The organism is Nonomuraea sp. NBC_00507 (genome assembly GCF_036013525.1).
In the GTDB taxonomy this organism is placed as follows: domain Bacteria; phylum Actinomycetota; class Actinomycetes; order Streptosporangiales; family Streptosporangiaceae; genus Nonomuraea.
The window spans coordinates 7,271,073-7,291,076 of record NZ_CP107853.1; the positions used below are offsets into that span (position 1 = coordinate 7,271,073).

The window sequence follows — 20,004 nt, forward strand, 5'->3', positions numbered from 1 at the left end:
CGTGCCTGGATAATCGGGTACCGCGCACCCAGCCGCTACCCCTCCTTGACTCGGGCCGAGGGCGCGGCAGGGGCCTTCGGGCGGCCGACGCGGGCCACGTGGAGCAGCGACGCGGGATCGTCCACCCCCAGCCGCCGGGCCAGCGCCTCCCGCGTCGGCCCGCAGTCGATGATCTGGCTCAGCGGATGCGTGGTGTAGCCCAGGCCGGACAACGTCAGCCAGTGCCGCATGAGCAGGCGGCCCTGCTCCACCTCGTCGCCGGCCGCCCCGGCCAGCACCAGCACGTCCCCGTCGTAGTCCAGCAGCCCTCGCGACGCGCCGGCCAGCACCCTGGGCAGGCCGAGGGGGCGCAGCGCCGGGTAGAGGGCGAGCGAGGCGCGCAGGGCGAGCGCCTCGAACCCGCTGAGCGCCAGCGCCCGATCGCTGAGGCCGTCCAGCAGGTAGCGGCGGTGCCGGCGGGTCAGGCGCAACCAGGCACGCAGCTCCCGCGTCACCTCCCGGTCGCCGAACTGGTGCAGGTCCGCCGCGTGCAGCAGGTCCGCCAGGTCCCGGCAGGCGACCCGTCGCATCCCGGCCAGCCCGGCGGCCACGTCGTCCGGCAGCCGTCCCGGGTGGTAGTCGCCCCGGTTGGCGCCGCGCGCCCGCACGTCCGCCGTCGCGAACGGCGTACGGTACGGCTCCTCGGCCCTGTGCAGGAAGCCCACGCGCAGCGGCCCGGGGTCGGGGCGGAAGGCGATGGACAGGCCCGCGTCCGCGCACACGATCAGGCAGCACTCCACGAACGCCCCCAGGCTGAGACGCAGGTCGCGCCCCATGGGGTCGCTGACGGGCAGCGCCCTGGCCGGATCCCAGCCGACCGCGACCTCGTCCGCCCCGTAGGCGAGCGTCCACGGCTGAGTGTTGTGCGCGCTCGGCGCACGCCAGAAGTCGGGCTCCAGCGCCCGCAACTCGTTCACGAGAGGAGGTCCTTGGCGTAGAAGGTGTAGCCGTGCAGCGGGCGCCCGCCCATCGCGACGTACTGGGCGGCGGAGCCGGGGTTGGTGCGCTCGACGTACGTGCTGCGCAGCGTGTGGTAGCCGCCGCGGCGCAGCCCTTCGTGCAACTCGCGCGAGAGCAGCCGCATGTAGCCGTGACCCTGCTCGCCGGGGACCGTTCCCTTGATGATGAGCACCGCCTCGCGGCGGTAGCGGGAGCGGGTGGCGAGCAGCCGGAGCTGCCGCAGGAGATGGAGATTACCCCGGCATTTAGCGACAAATTCAGAAATGTCGGGCAGGCACAACACGAACGCCACCGGCCGGTCCGCCTTCGTCAGGTACAGCAGCAGGGCCTCGTCCAGCAGGTACGCCAGCCCGTCCGTCTGCGCCGCCAGCTGCTCGGCGGAGATCTCGGTGTAGTAGCCGAGCTGCGCGAAGCTTGCGTTGAGCATCTCCCGCAGGATCGGCAGCTGCTCCGCCACCCGTCGGCGGTCCCCCCGGTGCACCCGCAGCCGCTCGGCCTCGATCCTCCGGTCGTCGAACGCGAACACCTCCTTGTCCGGCACCGGGCAGATCCAGGTGTCGGACTCGAAGCGCCGGCTGAATCCTTGAGCCTCGTAGGCAGCCGGGTAGTAGGGATGGTTCCACGCGCTGTCGATGAAACCGCGCTCGCCGAAGCCCGAGGTGATGACCCCGCCCGCCTGGTTGGGCAGGAGCGACACCGGTCCGAAGGCCGATTCCCTGCCCGCGGCCCGCCCGGCGGCGCAGATGCCGTCGAAGAGCTCCTCTGCCGCCTCCTCGGCGAACTCCGTCAGGCCGAACAGCTGGGTGGGCCCGCCCAGCTTGACGTCCAGTGCGTCGTCGGAGTGCAGGGTGGTTCTGGCCACGACCTGCCCGCGTCGGCGCAGCACGTACATCCGCACGCCTTGACGGAACCACGTGCGGACCTGCGCGTGCAGCGGCGGGATGAACCGCGGCTCCCCGGCGTAGACGCGGTCGGTGAGGGAGAGGAAGTCGCGCAGGTCACGGCGGGTCTCGACGGGCTGCAGCCCCGCGAGCTCCGTCATCCGCGCTTCACCGGCGGGCCGTCGCCGTCCTCTGCCGACAGCGGCGTGAACGTCTCGATGTGCGCCATCGGGCCGCCCTCCGCCCGCCAGACGCCGTTGCTGTAGCCCTTGGGCTCGGCGTTGTAGAGCCGGATGTAGCCGCCAGTGGCGTTCTTGGTGCCGTCGGTTACCCACTGCATGAGCTTGCGGTGGTGCCGGCTGCGGGCGAAACGCAGCAACGCGTCGCGGTCCTCGAAGAACGCCAGCGTGCCCAGCGTGAACGGGAACTCCCAGTAGACCTTGTGCCAGCGGTAGCCGCGCATCCGCTTCATGTCGCGCACCATGCGGAACCACGTGAAGGTCAGGGTGAGGATCGACAGCGGCCCCCGGTAGCGGGTGGCCCCGACGAACATGGCCGTCGCCTGCCCCTGCGGCGGCGCCTTGCTGAAATCCGTGGTCCTCATGCGTCCTTCACAAGGTAGACATTCTTCATCTTCGTGAACCCCGCGAACGGGCCCTCGCCCAGGTCGTGGACCTTGACCCTCAGGTCGGCGGCTGTCGGGTCCTCCTTGAGCGACTCGGCGAAGTCGCGTGAGACCGTGCTCAGATGCGCCACGACGCCCTTGCGGCAGATGGCCGCCAGCTCCTCACGGTCCACGTCGCCGCGTACCTCGAGGTTGATCACCGGGCGGTACTCCAGGCCCGGCAGCTCCTCCAGCGACAGGCAGAACCGGTTGATCGCGGCGGCGTGCGGATTGCCCTGGTAGAGGCCATATTCGACGTCCTGCGGATAGAGGTTCGCGCCCATGTAGGAGATCGTCGAGTCCTTGCGCCCGAACAGGAACAGCAGCGGCAGGTTCAGCCGCTCGTCGGTCCACGCCCGCTCGTACTCTTCCGCGCCTAACGCCTCCCGCACCTCGGCGAGGGTGTACAGGCGGGCCTCGTCGCCGACGTTGTAGCGGAGCTTGGGCTGCAGGCAGCTCTTGGTGTTGATGGTGCACAGCAGCTCGCCGTCCGCGTTGACCTCCAGGAACGTCTCCAGCGGGTTGTAGTGGAAGATCATCGGTAGCCGCTGCTCGCCCGGGCCGAGCAGCCGGTCGCGCAGGGGCTGGTCGGTGGCCAGGCGCTTGCGCAGCCACACGCTGAAACCGCTCTCCGCGCCCATGCCGATGGTCAGGTCGCTGGCGCCGTAGCCGGAGCGCACCTCCTCGAAGCGTTCCTGCAGGTAGTCGCGGAGCGCCTCGGTCATGCCCTCGCCGCCGACCATGCCGCGGATGCGATAGTCCCGCCACGCGAACCCGGCCTCGTCCAGGCGGTCGCGCAGGTGCTTGAGGAACGGCGGGTACGCGGCCACCACGTAGTCGTAGCCGGGCCCGAAGTGCTCCAGCGTGTCGGCGATCTTCTCCAGGTCCGGACCGGTGTTCTTGACCATCGCGATACGCGCCATGGCGGCGCCCGTGGTCGTACCGGTGGCCCAGGCGCCCATCGAGTACGCGTTGATCACGAACAGCCGCTCGCCCGGGAAGACCAGCTCGATGTACCCGGCCGCGTTGCGGTAGATGCCCTTGAGCTCGCGCGGCCCGCGCACCCAGTTGTACGGTTTGCCGCTCGACCCCGACGACTCGTCCACGATCACGCCGGGGCGGTGCAGCCGGCCCTCCTGGCAGCGGCTCTGCTCGTCGTAGACGCCGGCGTAGTTCTGTTTGGTGGTCTCGGGGAAATCCGCCAGCCGGCTGGCCTGCTCGGCCCCGTTCGCCCGCAGGAAGTGGCGATACGCCGGCACGTCCACGGCCGCGAACTGGCAGGCCACTCTGGCGTGCCTGGCGGCGACCCGGTCCAGCGCGGGATGGTAGCCACGGGCCACCAGCCGCCAGATGGCCGGATGCATCGCGCCGAGCCGGTAGGCGCCGGTCAGGGCCCAGGAATAGGCCTGGAGCCGGACCCGCCGCCAGCGCTGGCGGGGGGTGAGCGGTCCGAGGACGGGACTGAGGCGGGTCATGAGGCGTGACATTACTGATTCCGAATTGAAGATGGCTTTACGAACACTTACTTCGGCGTAGCGGCCTTTGGCAGCGTGCCGTCCAAAGGGGCATGGCCACCGTCGATTGCGGCAGGTAATCTTCCGCGTTCGCCTCTACCGTGAGGATGCGGACGGAGGAGGACTGATGATCGAAGTGTCGTGGCCGCAGGTGAGCGCGAGGCGGCTGCAACGGGCCGGGCTGGGTGCGGCACCTTGGGGCCAGGCGGACCCTGCGGAGGTCGTGGCGGCCATGTGCGGGGCGCACGCGCAGGTGATGTCGGCCGGCGAGGCGTCCGTCGCCCTGCGGCTGGACGGCGCCACGCGGACGCACCTGCGCGAAGCGCTATGGGATCGGCGCAGCCTGGTCAAGACGTTCGGGCCGCGCGGCACCGTGCACCTGCTGCCCGCCCGTGACCTGCCCCTGTGGGTGAGCGCGCTGTCGTCGGTGCCTCCCGGGCACGCCACCTTCCCCGACGGCGTGCGGATGACGCCCGAGCAGACCGACCAGGTGGTGGAGGCCATCCGCGAGGTGCTCGCCGCCGGGCCGGAGATGACGATCGACGAGCTGAGCGACGCCGTCGTGGCGGCCACCGGGCCGTGGGCCGGGGACCTGGTCATGCCCGCTTTCCAGGGCATGTGGCCGCGCTGGCGGCAGGCCATGGCGCTGGCGGGGCACCGGGGCGCGGTCGTCTTCGGCCCGAACAGGGGCCGCAAGGTCACCTACACCGCCCCGCCTCCCGCCGAGCCGGTCGAGGACGGGCTCGGCGGCCTGGTCAGGAGGTATCTGACGGCGTACGGGCCGGCCACCCCCGACCAGTTCGCGCAATGGGCCGGCGGGCCGGTGCGGTGGGCGGCCCGGGGGTTCGAGGGGGCGGGGCTGGAGGAGGTGCTGTTCGAGGGGCGACGGGCCTGGGTGGTCGCCGGTGACACGGCCTTCCCCTCGGACCCGCCGCGCGGGGTGCGGCTGCTGCCGTACTTCGACGCGTACGTGGTGGCCGGGCGGCCGCGCGAACTGCTGTATCCGGGCGCGGCGGCACAGCGGGCGCTGGCCGGCGGCCAGGCGGGGAACTTTCCCGTGCTGCTGGTGGACGGAGAGGTGCGCGGAGTGTGGCACCAGCGGCGCTCCGGTAGCAAGATCGACGTCACTGTGGAGACGCTCCGCGATCTCACACCGGCCCAGCTGCGCGAGCTCGACGAGCAGGTGGAGCGGGTGGGGGAGGTGCTGGAGGGACGGCCGCGCCTGACCATCGGCCCCGTGGCAGTGGGACCGCATGCCTGACTCCCTATTCTTCCCTGACATTCCCTATTATAGGGAGTGTTATGGAGCAATACACCGTGGAGCAGGCGGCCAGGCGACTGGGGTTGCACGTCAAGACCGTGCGTAACTACGTGCGGGACGGGCGGCTGCCCGCCGTGCGCGTCGGCAGGCAATACCGGATCGCCAGGCAGGACCTCGCGGCGTTCGCCGGGCTGCCCGACGAGCGCCCGGAGGTGCCGCGGCACGCCGAGGTGTCCAGCATCGTGCAGATCGACGGCGTCGAGCGGCGTGAGATGGACCGGATCAGCACGATGGTCATGGGATCGCTCGCGGGAGCGCCGCACGGGCTCCGCGTGGAGTTCGTGTACGACGAGGAGCGCGCTCACCTGAAGATCATCGTGCTGGGCGGGCTCGAGGAGAGCGCCCAGGTGCTGCGGATCGTCGACGCGCTGGTGCGGCAATGAGCGGCATCTACTCCTCGCCGGAGGGCGCGCGGGCGGTCGAGCGGCGCTACCGGGAACTGCTCGGCCGCTGGCCGGTGCCAGGTGAGCACGTGCACGTGCCCACAGGGCAGGGCGAGACGTTCGTGCTGGCGTCCGGGCCGGACGGCGCGCCCGCGGTGGTGCTCCTGCACGGGTCGGGGGCCACCAGCGCCATGTGGATGGGTGACGTCGCCGCTTGGGCGCGGCGGTTCCGGGTGTACGCGGTCGATGTGATCGGCGAGCCGGGGCTGAGCGCGCCGTCGCGGCCGCCGCTCGGCTCCGGCGCGTACGCCGCGTGGCTCGACGACGTGCTGGACGCCCTGGGCGTGGAGCGGGCCTCGATGGTGGGCGTTTCGCTCGGCGGATGGCTGGCGGTCGACTACGCCACACGCAGGGCCGGGCGGGTCGAACGGCTCGCCCTGCTCTGCCCCAGCGGCATCGGCCGCCGGCGGTGGCTGCCGCTGCTGGGCGCGCTGCCCCTGATGCTGCTGGGCGACCGGGGCCTGCGCCGCGCCATGCGCCGCCTCCTCGGCCCCGCCGCGGACGGATGGGCCGCGAACGGTTCCGCCGCGGAGGGATTGGCCGCGAACGGTTCCGCCGCGGCAGGCGGTGATCTCGGCGCGTTCTCGTTGCTGATCCAGAAGAGTTTCCGGCCGCGCCGCGGCAAGGTGCCGGTCTTCGGCGACGAGGCGTTGCGCGGGCTGGCCGTGCCGGTGCTGGCGATCGTCGGAGGCCGCGACGCCCTGCTCGACTCCCACGACACGCGCCGCCGCCTCCAGCGCAACGTCCCGCACGCCGAGGTACGCCTCCTGCCCGACGCCGGGCACCTGCTCCCCGCCCACACCCGAGAGATCATGGACTTCCTGGAGACCGCCCATGCCTGACGACAGCGTTCACCTCTGCCCGCCCGACGGCCCGCCGCTGCGGGACGAGCGCGACGCGCTCGACCTCATCGGCGAGGCATGGGGGCACGGCGCCACCTGGGTCGCCGTGCCCGCCGAGCGGCTGCACGAGGACTTCTTCTCCCTGCGCACCGGCGTGGCGGGGGAGATCGCGCAGAAGTTCGTCAACTACCGGATGGGGCTGGCGATCGTGGGGGACGTCTCACGCTTCACCGCCGCGAGCGAGGCCCTGCGCGCCTGGGTGCTGGAGTCGAACCGGGGCACCCACCTCTGGTTCGTCCGCGACCTGGACGAACTCACGGCCCGGCGCTCCTGACGTCAGCCCTCACCGCCTGGCCACGCGTCACCCCAGTCCACGTCCCTGGCGCGCCGGTAGAGCTCGCCCTGCCGCTTGGAGACGATCACGTCGCGTAGCCCGTCGTCGGCCGTGCACAGCCGCAGGGACACCACGCCCTTGCGTTTCTGCGGGTGACGCAGCACCCGGGCCTCGGCGCGCGGCGACGGGCCGGCCGTGGCGGCGACGTAGGAGAACTTCTCGTCCTCGAAGCTCAGCGTCCCCGCCTTGACCTGGCGGTGCAGGGAGCTCCTGGGCAGCCTGACGGAGAAGTGGCACCAGTCGCGGCCCGGCTGGATCGGGCAGCGGCCGTCGTGCGGGCAGGGGGCGACGAGGGTCATGCCCTGCCCGGACAGCACCTCCCGGGCGGCGGCGATGGTGGCGTAGCCGGCGGGTGTGCCGGGCTCGATGATGACCACCATGGCGGCGCCGTCGGCGAGCCAGCGCACGACGTCCGGTCGGTCCTGTTCGGGGAGCTCACCCAGCGCGTACGACATCGTCGCCAGGTCGGCCGGCGGCCGGTCCAGGCCGGGCCGGATGGTGGCGTGCCGCCACGTGGTGTCCCGCACGGCGGCCGCCTCCGACCCGCGGGCCAGGCGCCGGCCGAGGTCGATGACGTGTGGGTCGTGCTCGATGACCGTGACCTGGGACAGGGACGGCCAGATCGCGCCCGCCGCCCAGATGGCCGCCCCGGTCCCGCCGCCGGCGTCGAGAAGCGTCGCCGGCTGGAAGCCCGGCGTCAGCGCCGCCGCCTGACGCATCGCGGCGCCGGCGGCGGCGTAGGTGGCGGGCATGCGGTACGCGGCGTAGGCGGCGACATCGGCCTGGGTGCGCAGGTGCGTGCCCCCGGCTGACGGGGTGCGGTAGCTCTCGGTGAGGTGGGCGACCGACCGGGACAACTCCTGCGGCGAGTAGCGGGTCAGGGCCTGGTCCAGAGCGGCTCTGAGAGCGTCGGGCAGCATGGGTGCATTCGCTTTCATCGGAGGCGTTCAGAGGGTCCTGGCCTGGGCGAGGCCATGCTGACCGTAAGGGGGCACCGCTGCGGCGGTATCGGCCGGCGACCCACCGCGGACGCGGTCCACAGCTTGGAGAAGTTCGCGCCGAGACGCGCGGACGTGGAGGCACGCAAAACAGGTCCTACAACAGAGAAAGGGAAACGGTCGTTGACGCGAGCGACCGCTTCAGACGAGGAGCATCGCCGACATTATCAACCAAGCGCTGCGCCGCTGGCGAACAGGCCCGAAGGGCCGCGCCGCCGCGCAGTAGCGTCGTGGCCATGGTGATCGTCGACGGCGCCGAGATCGCGTACGAGGAGGTCGGCCCGGACACGCCGGCGGGCACGATCGTGCTGCTGCACGCAGGCGTGGCCGACCTGCGCATGTGGGACCACCAGTTCGTGTCGCTGGCACAGCGCTACCGTGTGATCCGCTATGACCGGAGGGGGTCCGGCCGGTCCGGCGACGCCGAGGGCGAGGTGTGCCACCACGAGGATCTGCTCGCCGTCATGGACGCGCTGGGGGTCGAGCGGGCGGTGCTGGCCGGCTCGTCCATGGGTGGTGCGTACGCCGTGGAGGCCGCCCTCGCCGCGCCCTCCCGCGTCGCGGGGCTCGCGCTGATCTGCTCGGGCCTGACCGGTCACCAGTGGCCCGCCGACATGCTGGAGCAGGCCCGCGAGCGGGTCCACAGCTCGGTGCCCAACGACGTCCTGGCCCGCTACCGCGCGGGCGCCGCCGAGTGGGTCGATCCCGCCCACGTACGCGCCATGGCGGAAGCGCACACGTTGTGGCAGGTCGCGGGCCCAGAGCGAGGCCGCGACGCGCTGGCCGACGAGGTATGGGAGGCCGCGGTGGAGATGTGCCGGCTGGTGTTCGAACGCTCCTGGACCGGCCCCCGGTCCGCAGAACGGCATCTCGACCCGCCCGTCGCGGGCCGCCTGCACGAGATCGCCGTGCCCAGCCTGGTGATCAACGGCCTGTCGGACGTGCGCGGCATCCAGGAGGTGTCCGGGCTGCTGGCGGCGGGCATCCCGGCCGCGCGCCGCCTCGACCTGCCAGAAACCGGGCACCTGCCGCCGCTGGAACGCCCGGCCGAAGTGACGGCGGCGCTGACGACGTTTCTTTCAGAGGTCGTCGACCAGCCCGCCCGCGCCTGACGTCTTGCGTACGGGCAGCCGTTCCGGCCGGATGATGATGGCGCCCTCCGTCCACGGCACGTCGTCGGCGGGCACGGCGAGCGCGAGCTCGGGGAGCCGCTCGACGAGCATGCCGAGGATCTCCTGCAGCTCCATCCTGGCCAGGTTCGCTCCCAGACAATAGTGGGCGCCACGGCCGAACGCCAGGTGACCCGTGTCGCGCCGCGGATCCATGACCCGCGGGTCGGGGAAGACCGACGGGTCGAGGTTGGCGCCGGCGAAGGAGGCGATCACCCCCTCGCCCTTGCGCACGGTGCCCGACGGAAGCTCGACGTCCTCGGTGGCCACCCGGAGGAGCGGGCTGTCGCCCGGCTGCTCGAGCCTCAGCAACTCCTCGACCGTGCTCGGGACCAGCTCCGGCGCGGCGACCAGGCGTGCGTATCCGTCGCGCGGGTCGAGCAGCCTGAGCATCGACCTGGCCAGGACGGATCCGGTCGTCTCGTGCCCGGCGAGGAACAGCCCGAGCGTGTTGCGCACCAGCTCATCCTCGGTCAGCCGGACCTCACCGTCACGGGCGTGGATCATCGTGGCGAGCAGGCCGTTGCCGGGGTTGTCGCGATGGGCGGCGATGAGCTCGGCGATGTAGGCGTAGAACTCCATCGCCGCGGTGACCTTCTCCTCCTCCGTCAGGCGGGAGGTGGACAACATCGCATCCGACCAGGCGCGCACCGGCACGGCGTCGATCTCCGGCACACCCATCACGTCGCACATGATCTGCACGGGCAGCGGAAAGGCGAAGTCGTGCAGGAGGTCGAACTCGTCGGGCAGCGCGTCGAGGAGCTCGGCGGCCAGCGCACGCAGCCTCGGCCGCCAGCCGTTGACCTGGCGCGGCGTGAACACCCCGGACAGCAGCCTGCGCAGCCGCGTGTGATCGGGCGGATCCATGCTGGTGAGGGATCCTGGTGCCTCGGCGAGGGAGAACCCGGCGAACATCCGGGGTGAGCCGGGACGGCTGAGGTCCCGGCTGAAGCGCGGGTCGCTCATGACGGCGGCCGCGTCCCGGTAAGTCGTGGTCAGGTACGCGGTGTCGCCGCTGGGCAGCCGGACCTTGCCCAGCGGGGCCTCCTCCCGCCGTTTCGCGTACGTCTCCGCCGGGACGCCTCGTGGACCGGGCATGAACGGGTATTGCTCAAGTTCGGCCATGATTCGGACGGTATACACCGATGAGAGAGACCGATAGACCTACGAAGCCGGCCCGTCAGCTCTCGGGGGCGGTCCAGGCGCGGCCGGTCTGGGCGGTGTGCTCGGCGAGGATCCCGCCGATGGCCGACGTCAGCAGGTGCCGGTGCTCCTGCGGCAGTTTCCCCGCCAGCGCCTCCAGCCGCTCGCTCATCGCCTCGTGCGCCAGCGCCCCAAGCCGTTCCCCTTCCGGGGTCAGCACGATCCGGCAGGCCCGGCGATCCTTCGAGTCGCGGGCGCGGGCCACCAGGCCGCGTTTCCCCGCCCGGTCCACCAATCCCGTCAGGCTGGACTTCTCCAGGTGCAGGGACCGGGACAGGTCTGTCATCCCGACGGGCCCGTCGATGAGCAGGCAGAGCAGCTGGGCCTGCTGCGGGGTCAGGTCGTGCTCCCTGGCGACCTCGTCGAACACCTGCTGCACCAGGTGCGACAGGCGGACGAGCGCCTCGGTGAACCGCAGGAGCGGCTCCTTCGTGGTGACCACGCCACCGAGTCTAGTTGACACTAGTTGGTAGTACGAACTATTTTTCTCGCGTAACAACTATTCGTATTACCAACTAATGCGCGGCCCGCCGCAAGGAGCCCCTTATGCCCGACTACGGCCACGACCTGCTCTTCAGCGCCAACATCGTGCCGTACGCGCAGGACCCCGGCACCGTCGTAGCCCTCGCCCAGCTCGCCGAACGCGCCGGGCTGGACCTCGTCACCTTCCAGGACCACCCGTACCAGCCGGCGCTCCTGGACACTTGGACGCTGCTCGGCTACGTGGCCGCCGCCACCGAGACGATCAGGCTGGCGGGCAACGTGCACCCGCTGCCCTTGCGGCCGCCCGCCATGCTCGCCCAGGCCGCCGCGAGCCTGGACCTTCTCAGCGGCGGCCGGTTCGAGCTCGGTCTCGGGACGGGCGGCTACTGGGACGCCATCGCCGCCATGGGCGCCCCGCGCCTGACCCCCGGCGACGCCGTGGCCGCGCTCGAGGAAGGCATCCAGATCATTCGCGCCGCATGGGATACCGACGCGCCCGGCGGAATCCACTTCCACGGCGTTCACCACCGGGTGGAGGGCACGCCGCGCGGGCCGCGTCCGGCCCACGACATCGGCATCTGGCTCGGCGCGTACAAGCCCCGGATGCTCCGCCTCACCGGACGGCTCGCCGACGGCTGGCTTCCCTCTCTCCCGCACCTCCGGACCACCGCCAAGATCGCCGAGGGGAACGCCGTCATCGACGAGGCGGCCGCTGAGGCCGGCCGCGCGCCGGGCGACATCCGCCGCCTGCTCAACCTCGGTGAGGAGCTGCCACCCGCCCAGCTCGCCGAGCTCGCGCTGGAGCACGGAATCAGCGTCTTCACCCTCATGGCCGGCGATCCGCCTCAGATCCAGCGTTTCGCGGCGGAGACGGCGCCGGCCGTACGCGAGCTCGTCGCCGCCGCACGCCGCACCGCCCGAACCGCAACCATGGAGGGGAGCCCCGGGGGACGCGCGCCACGAGCGGCCCAGCCCAGTGCCTCACCGCAGACGCCGCCGGAGGCCGAGCCGTCGCTGGGGTTCACCCCGACCCCGGACGATGGCGTGCGCCTGAGCGACGTCCGCGTCTGGGACGAGAGCACCCGGCCCACCGCGCCGCGCCCCGACTCCGCCAGGCGCTACACCCCCCGGGAGCAGGCCAACGGCCGGCACCTCATCGACGTGCACGACCACCTGCGCGCCGAGCTCGCCCAGTTGCGCGACCTGATCGGCCAGGTCGCCGCGGGAACGCTCGACGCGGACGCCGCCCGCTCGCACATCAACACCATGACCATGCGCCAGAACAACTGGACGCTCGGCGCCTACTGCGAGTCCTACTGCCGGCTCCTCACCATGCACCATTCCGCCGAGGACGCGGCCGTGTTCCCCCACCTGCGCCGCGTCGAGCCCGCACTCGCGCCGGTGCTCGACCGGCTCAAGGAGGAGCACCAGGCCATCCACAAGATCCTCGAACGGATCGACCGGGCGCTGGTGGCGTTCGTCGGGGACCCGGCCGGCCGCCTGGGCGAGCTGCGTGCGGTCGTGGACCTGCTCACGGACAGCCTGCTGTCGCATCTGTCCTACGAAGAGCGCGAGCTCGTCGAGCCCCTGGCCAGGCACGGCATCTGATGTTCACCCCCGCGGCCGCCCGCGAGGGCCGGAGCGCACGCCACTGATACGCTTTATGCCGTAAGGAGTTCTGTCCGCAAGGAGAGTCCCGCGTTGGTCGTGTACGCCGGTCAGGGTGACGCGCACCGTTCGATGGCGCTGCTGTGGCGCACGGAGGAGCGGGACGAGGCCCGGCCGGGGCCCAAGCCGGGGCTCAGCGTGGACCTGATCGTCGAGGCCGCCATCGCGGTGGCCGACGGCGAGGGCATGACGGCGCTGTCCATGCGCAAGGTCGGCGAGCGGCTCGGCCGCACCGGGATGGCGCTCTACACGTACGTGCCGAGCAAGCGCGAGCTGGTCGATCTCATGTACGACCGGGCCATGGCCGAGCTGCCGGTCGAGTACGACCTCGGCGGGGGCTGGCGCCCGGCGGTCACCGCGTGGGCCGAGCACATGTGGGCCTTCTTCCTGCGTCACCCGTGGATGGCGCAGGTGTCGCAGGCGCGGCCCGTGCTGGGGCCGAACGAGTTCGCGGCGCTGGAGACCCTGGTCGGCATCCTGCGCCTGACCGGCCTGCCGCCCGCCAGGCTGCGTGGCGTGGTGGCGCTGCTGTTCGACTTCGTGCGCGGGGCGGCCAGGACGGTCGCCGAGTCACGCCAGGCCCCGTCGGAGACCGGGGTGTCGGACGAGGAATGGTGGAAGGCGCGCTCGGCCCTGCTGGAGGAGGTGGCCCCCGGGTTCGCTGCGCGCTACCCGCTGGTGAGCTGGGTGGAGTCCGAGGACGACACGCCCGGCGAGGGCGAGCCGTGGCTGCGGCACCGGGCCCGGCAGACGTTCACGGTGGGCTTGGCCGTGCTGCTCGACGGCGTCGAAACGGCCGCTGCCGGCCCTTGAGGAAACGGTTTCGCCGCCCGCTGGGCGCGCCATCCTAATAGGGTGCACATCACTGATCTTCCCCACGCCCTGTACGCCCGCCGCCTGCGCCGCCAGGTCATGTCGGGCCCGCTGCCGCAGCACGTCGGCCTGATCATCGACGGCAACCGGCGCTGGGCCAGGCAGAGGGGACTGGCCAACCCGAGCATCGGCCACAAGTACGGCGCCGACCACATCGAGCACGTGATGACCTGGTGCGAAGGACTCGGCATCCGGCACCTGACGATATTCCTGTGCTCGACGGAGAACCTGCAGCGGCGCGGCGACGAGGAGGTCGCGTTCCTGCTGCGGGTGATCGAGCAGATGGTCGCCGACCGGCTCGACCGGCCGGACGCCCGCTGGCGCGTGCACGTCGCCGGCCTGCTCGACATGCTGCCCGACACCACCGCCCGCGCGCTCAAGAGCGCCGTCGAGGCGACCCGCACCTGCGCCACCGGCTTCCACCTCACGCTGGCCATCGGGTACGGCGGCCGCCAGGAGGTCATCGACGCCCTGCGCGAGCTGCTGTACGAGCGGGCCGAGGCCGGGCAGTCCATGCTGGACCTGGCCGCCACGCTGACCGCGGACGACATCGCCAAGCACCTCTACACGGCCGGGCAGCCCGACCCGGACCTGGTGATCCGCACCAGCGGTGAGCAACGCATGTCCAACTTCCTGCTCTGGCAGTCGGCCTACTCGGAGCTGTACTTCTGCGAGGCCTACTGGCCGGCCTTCCGTGAGATCGACTTCCTGCGGGCGCTACGCAGCTTCGCGGCCCGGCAGCGCCGCTTCGGCGGGTGACGGCGTACCCTTGATGTGCCGCCACCTGCTGAGGAGTCAACACGTTGCCCGGAACGAACCCGCGTGAGCTCGGCCTGCTGGCCGACTGCGCCAACTGCTTCGGGCTGTGCTGCGTGGCGCTGCCGTTCTCGGCCTCGGCCGACTTCGCCGCCGACAAGGCCGCCGGCGACCCCTGCCATAACCTGCGCGAGGACTTCACCTGCGCCATCCACGCGCAGCTGCGGCAGCGCGGCTATCCAGGCTGCACCGTCTACGACTGCTTCGGAGCCGGGCAGAAGGTCTCGCAGGTCACGTTCGCGGGCACGAGCTGGCGGCAGGCGCCGGAGACCGCTGGGCAGATGTTCGCGGTGTTCCCGGTCGTGCGGCAGCTGCACGAGCTGTTGTGGTATGTGGCGGAGGCGTTGACGCTGGAGGCCGCCGGGCCGATCCACGCCGAGCTGCGCAAGGCACTCGACGAGACCGAGTCGCTCACCCGCGAGAGCGTCGACGCGCTCAAGAAGCTCGATCTGGTGGCGCACCGGGCCGGGGTCAACACGTTGCTGCTGCGGGTGAGCGAGCTCGTCAGGGCGGGCTCCCGGGGGAAGGACCGCAGGGGCGCCGACCTGATCGGAGCCCGGCTCAGGGGCGCCGACCTGCGCGGGGCCGACCTGCGCGGCGCCTACCTGATCGCGGCCGATCTGCGCGGCGCGGACCTGCGGCAGGCCGACCTGATCGGGGCGGATCTGCGGGGCGCGGACCTGGCGGGCGCCGACCTCACCGGCAGCATCTTCCTCACCCAGGCCCAGCTCAACGCGGCCAAGGGCGACGCCGCCACCCGCCTTCCCCCGGCGCTCACCCGCCCCTCGCACTGGCCCGACACACGCGGCGAGCCGAGACCGCAACCCCGCCCCGGACGCGGGCGGGGCGCGCGGCGCGGGACCGGAGGCCGCGCCCGCCGCCGCTGATCAGAGGTGTCTGCGGAGGAAGCCGAGCTGGTGCAGGAGCAGGCCCTCGAAGACGCCGGGGTCGGACGTGGGCGAATGCGCGACACCGGTCAGCGGCAGCAGCTCGTGCGGCCGGCCGGCCGCGAGCAGCGCGGCGGACAGCCGCAGGGAGCCGGCCGCGAACACGTTGTCGTCGGCCAGGCCGTGGATCAGCAGCAGCGGCCGGGTCAGCCGGTGGGCCGGCGCAGCACCGCCATGACGGCCAGCGTGCCCGAGTAGGACCAGCCGCGGATGGCGACCCTGCTCAGGTCCAGGCCGGGGTGGCGGGCGGCGGCCGCGTGCAGGGCGGCCACCTGGTCGTCCAGGGGCGGGCCGAAGATGTCGCCGTGGACCTCGCGTTCCCAGGACGGGCCGCGTCCCGGGGTGCCGCTGCCGTCGGTGATCAGCACGGCGAAGCCCTGCTCGGCGAACCACTGGGAGACGAACGTCATGGGCGCCTGGTCGGCGGTGACCCGCTGCAGGGCCGGGCCGGCGTACGGGTCCACCAGCACGGGCAGCTTGGGGTCGCCAGGCCGGTGCCAGGAGGGGAGCAGCAGGTGGCTGCGGAGCTCGCGTTCGGTGGTGGTGAGGGCGGTGACGCGCAGGGTCAGCACCGGCCGCTCGGCGAGCGAGGCGATCGTGACGGCGGGCCGGCCGGTGCGCAGGGCTCTGGTCGTGGCGCCGGGGCGGGTGGGGGTGCGGGCGACGTGCACCAGCGTGCCGGCCCGCCACACACCGGCGTGCACGCCCGGCTCCACGCTCAGCCGCCGCAGCCCGGCCACACCCGCATCGTCCGGCCCCGCATCGTCCGGCCCGGTGTGGGGCCGGATCGCGCCTGATCCCACGCCCTCTGGCTCACCTTCGAAGGGCCGCTCGCCTGCGGTGCCCGGCTGGTAGAGCCACAGGTGGATCTCCGCCGGGTCGGTGGAGGCGGTGAACAGGATGGCGTCGCCGCTCACGCTGAGGACTTCGCGCAGCTGCAGTCCGGGCGGGGTGATCGGGACACCGTCGAGGGTGAGCCGCCGGGTGTCGTCCACGTCGGCGTGCGCCACGAGCGCGCCCGCCGCCGTACGCGCCGGCGTGCCGCCGACCAGCTGCACCCAGTGCGCGTCGCGCTGCTCGGCCAGCAGCACGGTACGCCCGGTGTCCGGGTCGGCGGCGAGCGTGCGCACGGTCCGCTGATCGCGGCTCTGCACCGCCAGGTAAGGGCCGTGCGCGTCCCAGCCAGCGGCCGTCACGTACTCGAAGGCCGTCCGGTCCCACCGGACCTCGGCACGCGTGCCGTCCAACCCGGCGATCCACAAGGTGACCTCGGCGTTGGCGGTGCCGGCCGCCGGGTATCGGACGGCACGCGGCGGCCGGGCCGGGTGCGACGGGTCGGCCACGTGCCACAGCGCCACGGCGCTCTCGTCCACCCTGGCCGCCAGCAGCCGGGCACCGTCCGGCGACCACCAGTGTCCGCGCGTGCGTCCCATGGACGCGGCCGCCGCATACTCCGCGACGCCGTACCGGACCGCGGGCCCGTCCGGTTCGGCGATCGCGCGGTCCTCGGGCCTGGCCGGTTCGGCGATCGCGCGGTCCTCGGCGCGGTCGAGCTCGATCACGCGCAGTGTGCCGCCAGCGCGAACGCCGCCACCCCTGCCGCCTCGTCGGTGGTGTACGTGGCGATCCCGCCCGCCGCCTTCCCGCCCAGCAGCTCCACCGGGTCGGCGAGCAGGCGCTCGGCCCCCGAGTCCAGGTCCAGCGCCCACAGACAGGCGGCGGGGTCGTCGCCGCCCCGGCTGCGGAGGAACACCACCGACGCTCCGTCCGCCGAGACGGTGAACGCGGACGGAGCGCCCAGACTGAACCGCCGCGTCCGGGCGAACTGCCGGGGCAGGTCGTCCGCTCCCACCGACCGCGGGGCCGGGCCGTTTCCTGGCATGCCGATCATGCGTGTGTCCTCTCTTCAGGATCGATCAGAAGCCAAAGAAGGCGTACGCCAGAGGCGCACGCCTTCACGTGGTGATGGGTTAGCGGCCGCGATGAAAGGGAAATCCGCTGAACGTCCGGCGCGACAGGAGCCGCCCGCCGGGGAATCGTGCGCCTGGCCGCATGGCGGAGATCAAGCGCTGCGGCATCTTAGGCACATCTCCGGCGGATGAGCAAAGCGATCAACGGACGAAGGTTTTCCCTGGAGCAGGGGAACCGCCGGGCGTGCCCGGCTGTCCAAGCTATGGGCGACGTTCACACCGGTGACCATGTTGGAGCCGGATGACGCCGCGGGTGGCCCTTCCCGCTCGCCGGCGCGGGATGGACGTCGCCCCCACCAACCGGCCGGCCGGCCGTCAGAGCGTCGTCGGCAGCACCGGCAGGCCGCGCACCCCCGGGTCGGCGGCGAAGACGGCGCCCGCGCCGGGTTGCTCGGCCCTGTCCACGTCCAGCGCCGACGTGGTGATGAAGAGCCGGTCGAGATCCTCGCCGCCGAAGGTCACCGCGGTGACCTTGCGGACGGGCAGGCGGATGACCGCGTCGAGCCGGCCGTCCACGTCGTACCTGTGCACGGCCCCGCCCTGCCACAGCGCCACCCACACCCCGCCCTCGGCGTCGACCGTCAGCCCGTCGGGAGCCCCCTGCGCGGGATCGACGACGGCGAAAGGACGGCGCCCGCTGAGCCCGCTCTCGGGGTCGTAGTCGAGCACGTCCACCCGCCCGGTCTCGGTGTCGGCGTAGTAGGCCAGGGCGCCGTCCGGGCTGAAGCCGAACCCGTTGGAGATCGTCACCTCCGGTAGCACCACCCGCAGCGCGCCGCCGGGCTCGGCCACGTAGAACGAGCCGCGCCCGCGGGCCGCGTCATAGGCCATGCTGCCGATGTAGAAGCGGCCGTCGGGGTCGCAGCCGCCCTCGTTCATCCTGATCGAGGGATCGCTCCACGCCTCCCCCAGGGAGCGCAGCGGGGCGTCCAGGTCGTCGGAGCCGGACAGCAGCAGCTCCCGCTCGGCCGCGACCATATAGCCGCCGGACACGCGCGGCCGCACGACGGCGGCCACCGCGCCCACGTGGCGGCGGCGGACCGCGCCTTGGGCGTCGAGCGCGAGCACGTCGCCGGCCAGCATGTCGACCCACCTGAGCCCGCCCCAGCGGCCGGACCATACGGGTCCCTCCCCGTGTTCGGCGACGGGGTCGGTCACGGGGTAAGGGGCGATGGTCATGCCGGTCTCCTCGGTCGCTGGCGGGGCCACGTACCGATCATGCTGCCAGAGTCGGTCAATAGGCGACCGTGAACCTGGTGCCGCGGTGCCGGGGCAGCTCGGCCTCGTCCAGCAGCGCGATCGCGAAGTCCTCCATGGAGATCGCCGACCTGCCGTGCGCGTCGACGAGCAGCTCGTCGCCACCGACCCGGTAGACGCCGGTACGCTCCCCCGGCTCCAGCAATGCCGGCGGGCTCAGGTACGTCCAGTCGGCGTCCGTGGCCGAGCGGCAGACCTCGAGCTGCTCGTTGCAGGCCAGCGCGATCGGGCGCAACGCGGGCGGGAAATCGGGAGTCTCGACGAGGGGGAGCCCACCGGCTTCGGGCACGGTCAGCCCCGCCGCGCCACCGACGAGCAGCAGCCGCACGCCGGTCCGCGCCACGCCGACCAGCAGCGCCTTGGCGGTGATCGGGAGCTCGCCCTCGTAACCGGGCGCGGGCCGGGTCGCGCTGATCACCACGTCCTGACCGGTGCTCAACGCGGCCACCTGCTCGACGTCCGAGGCGTCGCCCGCCCGCACCCGGGCGGGCGTGTGGGCCAGTCGAGCGGGATCGCGGACGACGGCGGTCACGTTGTGGCCGCGCGACAGCGCCTCGGCCACCACCCGGCTGCCTACGGCTCCGGACGCTCCGAAGATGGTGATGCGCATGGTGTTCAGGATTCCTTTCCGATGAGTACGCGGGGTGCCGCCGCCTCCGGCAGCGGTCGCGTGCGGGTGGGTTGGAGCTGGGCGGCGACGAGCGCGCCCAGCACGATGAGCGCGCCGAGCGCCTGGGCCGCGGTGAGCCGCTGGCCGAGCACGGCCCAGCCGAGCGCGGTCGCGACCACCGGGCTGAGCAGCCCGAGGAAGGTGACCTTGGTTGCCGAGAGGATCCGCAGCCCTCGGAACCACAGGGCGTAGGCGAGGGCGGCTCCGATGATCGTGAGGTAGGCGTACCCCGCGAGGTTGGCGGTGGTCAGCGTGGCCGGCGGCGGTCCTTCGACGACGAGCGCCACGGGAAGCAGCAGCAGGCCGCCTGCCACGAGCTGCCAGCCTGTGGTGGCCAGCAGCGGCGCGGGGGACGGCCACCGCTTGCTCAGCACGACGCCGACGGCCATGACGACGGCCCCGCCGAGCGCGGCGGCGACGCCGACAGCGTCCAGCCGGGCGTCGGCCCGCAACACGAGCAGCCCGACCCCCGCCACGCCCGCCACGGCGGCGACCACGGTGCGCGTGGTCAGCCGCTCGTGCAGCAGCCCGGCCGACAGCAGGGCGACCAGCAGCGGCTGGATGGCGCCGACGGTCGCGGCCACCCCGCCGGGCAGCCGGTACGCGCCGACGAACAACAACGCCAGGAACACCCCGATGTTGAGCGCCCCCAGCACCAGGGCCCGCCACCACCAGATCCCCTGGGGCAGGCGGCGCGTGATGGCGAGGAGCAGGATCCCGGCGGGCAGCGCCCGGATCAGCGCCGCCAGCAGGGGGCGGTCGGGCGGCAGCATTTCGGTGGTGACGAGGTAGGTGGTCCCCCAGATGGCAGGGGTCAGCGCGGTCAGCAGGACGACGGTCCATCGATTACTTAGCACTAAGACAAAGTATCTCAGCACTAAGCTACTTGGCC

The 20,004-nt window shown here is 72.4% G+C and carries 22 protein-coding genes; 9 read left to right on the forward strand and 13 right to left on the reverse strand.

From position 1 onward, the window contains the following. Positions 1-35: 35 nt before the first annotated feature. The 4 genes from OHA25_RS34960 to OHA25_RS34975 are packed head-to-tail and all read right to left on the reverse strand — an operon-like array spanning position 36 to position 4,019. Positions 36-956, reverse strand: a complete 921-nt coding sequence (locus OHA25_RS34960) for a hypothetical protein (protein WP_327581174.1) — start codon at positions 954-956, stop codon at positions 36-38. Continuing rightward, the gene (locus OHA25_RS34965) at positions 953-2,041 is read right to left on the reverse strand and encodes a hypothetical protein (protein WP_327581175.1); all 1,089 of its coding nucleotides are present in this window, start codon (positions 2,039-2,041) and stop codon (positions 953-955) included. The genes OHA25_RS34960 and OHA25_RS34965 overlap by 4 nt, the downstream gene beginning before the upstream one ends. Next, on the reverse strand, positions 2,038-2,484 hold the full coding sequence (locus OHA25_RS34970; protein ID WP_327581176.1) for a DUF4188 domain-containing protein: 447 nt from the start codon (positions 2,482-2,484) through the stop codon (positions 2,038-2,040). The genes OHA25_RS34965 and OHA25_RS34970 overlap by 4 nt, the downstream gene beginning before the upstream one ends. Further along, positions 2,481-4,019: a phenylacetate--CoA ligase family protein gene (locus tag OHA25_RS34975; protein ID WP_327581177.1), complete on the reverse strand. Its 1,539-nt coding sequence runs from the start codon at positions 4,017-4,019 to the stop codon at positions 2,481-2,483. The genes OHA25_RS34970 and OHA25_RS34975 overlap by 4 nt, the downstream gene beginning before the upstream one ends. 166 nt (positions 4,020-4,185) lie before the next feature. On the opposite strand from OHA25_RS34975, the gene OHA25_RS34980 reads away from it, so the two are divergent. Genes OHA25_RS34980 through OHA25_RS34995 form a run of 4 tightly spaced genes read left to right on the forward strand, consistent with a single transcriptional unit; the run spans position 4,186 to position 6,998 of the window. After that, entirely contained in the window at positions 4,186-5,319 is a 1,134-nt protein-coding gene (locus OHA25_RS34980) for a winged helix DNA-binding domain-containing protein (protein WP_327581178.1), read from the forward strand. A gap of 41 nt (positions 5,320-5,360) precedes the next feature. Beyond that, positions 5,361-5,762 (forward strand): helix-turn-helix domain-containing protein, encoded by a 402-nt coding sequence (locus OHA25_RS34985; protein WP_327581179.1) that lies wholly within the window; start codon positions 5,361-5,363, stop codon positions 5,760-5,762. After that, a complete protein-coding gene (locus OHA25_RS34990; protein WP_327581180.1) occupies positions 5,759-6,664 on the forward strand; it encodes an alpha/beta fold hydrolase in 906 nt (301 codons plus the stop codon). The genes OHA25_RS34985 and OHA25_RS34990 overlap by 4 nt, the downstream gene beginning before the upstream one ends. After that, a complete protein-coding gene (locus tag OHA25_RS34995) occupies positions 6,657-6,998 on the forward strand; it encodes a DUF4180 domain-containing protein (protein ID WP_327581181.1) in 342 nt (113 codons plus the stop codon). Before OHA25_RS34990 ends, OHA25_RS34995 begins: the two co-directional genes overlap by 8 nt. 2 nt (positions 6,999-7,000) lie before the next feature. On the opposite strand, the gene OHA25_RS35000 is transcribed toward OHA25_RS34995, so the two are convergent. Beyond that, positions 7,001-7,996: a small ribosomal subunit Rsm22 family protein gene (locus tag OHA25_RS35000; RefSeq protein ID WP_327581182.1), complete on the reverse strand. Its 996-nt coding sequence runs from the start codon at positions 7,994-7,996 to the stop codon at positions 7,001-7,003. A 296-nt stretch (positions 7,997-8,292) separates the two neighbouring features. Between OHA25_RS35000 and OHA25_RS35005 the strand changes: the two genes are divergently transcribed. Beyond that, positions 8,293-9,168 (forward strand): alpha/beta fold hydrolase, encoded by an 876-nt coding sequence (locus OHA25_RS35005; protein WP_327581183.1) that lies wholly within the window; start codon positions 8,293-8,295, stop codon positions 9,166-9,168. On the opposite strand, the gene OHA25_RS35010 is transcribed toward OHA25_RS35005, so the two are convergent. Together OHA25_RS35010 and OHA25_RS35015 are read right to left on the reverse strand one after the other, a co-directional pair. After that, the gene (locus OHA25_RS35010; RefSeq protein ID WP_327581184.1) at positions 9,136-10,350 is read right to left on the reverse strand and encodes a cytochrome P450; all 1,215 of its coding nucleotides are present in this window, start codon (positions 10,348-10,350) and stop codon (positions 9,136-9,138) included. The two genes, OHA25_RS35005 and OHA25_RS35010, sit on opposite strands and share 33 nt — an antisense overlap. 55 nt (positions 10,351-10,405) lie before the next feature. After that, a complete protein-coding gene (locus OHA25_RS35015; protein WP_327581185.1) occupies positions 10,406-10,870 on the reverse strand; it encodes a MarR family winged helix-turn-helix transcriptional regulator in 465 nt (154 codons plus the stop codon). Between the two features lie 104 nt (positions 10,871-10,974). Between OHA25_RS35015 and OHA25_RS35020 the strand changes: the two genes are divergently transcribed. From OHA25_RS35020 to OHA25_RS35035, 4 genes are all read left to right on the forward strand, one after another. Next, positions 10,975-12,519 carry an LLM class flavin-dependent oxidoreductase gene (locus tag OHA25_RS35020; RefSeq protein WP_327581186.1) on the forward strand — a complete coding sequence of 515 codons (1,545 nt, stop codon included), beginning with the start codon at positions 10,975-10,977 and terminating at the stop codon, positions 12,517-12,519. 93 nt (positions 12,520-12,612) lie between these two features. Continuing rightward, positions 12,613-13,392 carry a TetR/AcrR family transcriptional regulator gene (locus OHA25_RS35025; RefSeq protein WP_327581187.1) on the forward strand — a complete coding sequence of 260 codons (780 nt, stop codon included), beginning with the start codon at positions 12,613-12,615 and terminating at the stop codon, positions 13,390-13,392. Positions 13,393-13,491: 99 nt separating this feature from the next. Further along, positions 13,492-14,211 (forward strand): polyprenyl diphosphate synthase, encoded by a 720-nt coding sequence (gene uppS, locus OHA25_RS35030; protein ID WP_442942220.1) that lies wholly within the window; start codon positions 13,492-13,494, stop codon positions 14,209-14,211. 44 nt (positions 14,212-14,255) lie between these two features. Further along, entirely contained in the window at positions 14,256-15,155 is a 900-nt protein-coding gene (locus OHA25_RS35035; RefSeq protein ID WP_327581189.1) for a pentapeptide repeat-containing protein, read from the forward strand. Here the strand turns inward: OHA25_RS35035 and OHA25_RS35040 are convergent, their stop codons facing one another. The 6 genes from OHA25_RS35040 to OHA25_RS35065 all read right to left on the reverse strand — a co-directional run bounded on the left by OHA25_RS35040 (position 15,156) and on the right by OHA25_RS35065 (position 19,969). Next, positions 15,156-15,320, reverse strand: coding sequence for a hypothetical protein (locus tag OHA25_RS35040; RefSeq protein ID WP_327581190.1), 165 nt, complete (start codon positions 15,318-15,320; stop codon positions 15,156-15,158). A 41-nt stretch (positions 15,321-15,361) separates the two neighbouring features. Further along, a complete protein-coding gene (locus OHA25_RS35045) occupies positions 15,362-16,777 on the reverse strand; it encodes a DPP IV N-terminal domain-containing protein (RefSeq protein WP_327581191.1) in 1,416 nt (471 codons plus the stop codon). Beyond that, complete coding sequence (locus OHA25_RS35050; protein WP_327581192.1) at positions 16,774-17,106, reverse strand: hypothetical protein; 333 nt, start codon at positions 17,104-17,106, stop codon at positions 16,774-16,776. Before OHA25_RS35050 ends, OHA25_RS35045 begins: the two co-directional genes overlap by 4 nt. Positions 17,107-17,500: 394 nt before the next feature. After that, positions 17,501-18,364 (reverse strand): SMP-30/gluconolactonase/LRE family protein, encoded by an 864-nt coding sequence (locus OHA25_RS35055; RefSeq protein ID WP_327581193.1) that lies wholly within the window; start codon positions 18,362-18,364, stop codon positions 17,501-17,503. Positions 18,365-18,419: 55 nt separating this feature from the next. Next, positions 18,420-19,052: an NAD(P)-dependent oxidoreductase gene (locus OHA25_RS35060; protein WP_327581194.1), complete on the reverse strand. Its 633-nt coding sequence runs from the start codon at positions 19,050-19,052 to the stop codon at positions 18,420-18,422. Between the two features lie 5 nt (positions 19,053-19,057). Beyond that, on the reverse strand, positions 19,058-19,969 hold the full coding sequence (locus OHA25_RS35065) for an EamA family transporter (RefSeq protein ID WP_305917118.1): 912 nt from the start codon (positions 19,967-19,969) through the stop codon (positions 19,058-19,060). Positions 19,970-20,004: the final 35 nt, after the last annotated feature.

What these genes read in the sequence shown, in the direction of transcription:
- OHA25_RS34970 (WP_327581176.1), bottom strand. Translation starts at nt 2,484, where the DNA reads ATGAGGACCACGGATTTCAGCAAGGCGCCGCCGCAGGGGCAGGCGACG.
- OHA25_RS35005 (WP_327581183.1), top strand. Translation starts at nt 8,293, where the DNA reads ATGGTGATCGTCGACGGCGCCGAGATCGCGTACGAGGAGGTCGGCCCG.
- OHA25_RS35055 (WP_327581193.1), bottom strand. Translation starts at nt 18,364, where the DNA reads ATGACCATCGCCCCTTACCCCGTGACCGACCCCGTCGCCGAACACGGG.
- OHA25_RS34965 (WP_327581175.1), bottom strand. Translation starts at nt 2,041, where the DNA reads ATGACGGAGCTCGCGGGGCTGCAGCCCGTCGAGACCCGCCGTGACCTG.
- OHA25_RS34995 (WP_327581181.1), top strand. Translation starts at nt 6,657, where the DNA reads ATGCCTGACGACAGCGTTCACCTCTGCCCGCCCGACGGCCCGCCGCTG.
- OHA25_RS34985 (WP_327581179.1), top strand. Translation starts at nt 5,361, where the DNA reads ATGGAGCAATACACCGTGGAGCAGGCGGCCAGGCGACTGGGGTTGCAC.
- uppS (WP_442942220.1), top strand. Translation starts at nt 13,492, where the DNA reads ATGTCGGGCCCGCTGCCGCAGCACGTCGGCCTGATCATCGACGGCAAC.
- OHA25_RS34990 (WP_327581180.1), top strand. Translation starts at nt 5,759, where the DNA reads ATGAGCGGCATCTACTCCTCGCCGGAGGGCGCGCGGGCGGTCGAGCGG.
- OHA25_RS35020 (WP_327581186.1), top strand. Translation starts at nt 10,975, where the DNA reads ATGCCCGACTACGGCCACGACCTGCTCTTCAGCGCCAACATCGTGCCG.
- OHA25_RS34980 (WP_327581178.1), top strand. Translation starts at nt 4,186, where the DNA reads ATGATCGAAGTGTCGTGGCCGCAGGTGAGCGCGAGGCGGCTGCAACGG.
- OHA25_RS34975 (WP_327581177.1), bottom strand. Translation starts at nt 4,019, where the DNA reads ATGACCCGCCTCAGTCCCGTCCTCGGACCGCTCACCCCCCGCCAGCGC.
- OHA25_RS35060 (WP_327581194.1), bottom strand. Translation starts at nt 19,052, where the DNA reads ATGCGCATCACCATCTTCGGAGCGTCCGGAGCCGTAGGCAGCCGGGTG.
- OHA25_RS35050 (WP_327581192.1), bottom strand. Translation starts at nt 17,106, where the DNA reads ATGATCGGCATGCCAGGAAACGGCCCGGCCCCGCGGTCGGTGGGAGCG.
- OHA25_RS35000 (WP_327581182.1), bottom strand. Translation starts at nt 7,996, where the DNA reads ATGAAAGCGAATGCACCCATGCTGCCCGACGCTCTCAGAGCCGCTCTG.
- OHA25_RS35010 (WP_327581184.1), bottom strand. Translation starts at nt 10,350, where the DNA reads ATGGCCGAACTTGAGCAATACCCGTTCATGCCCGGTCCACGAGGCGTC.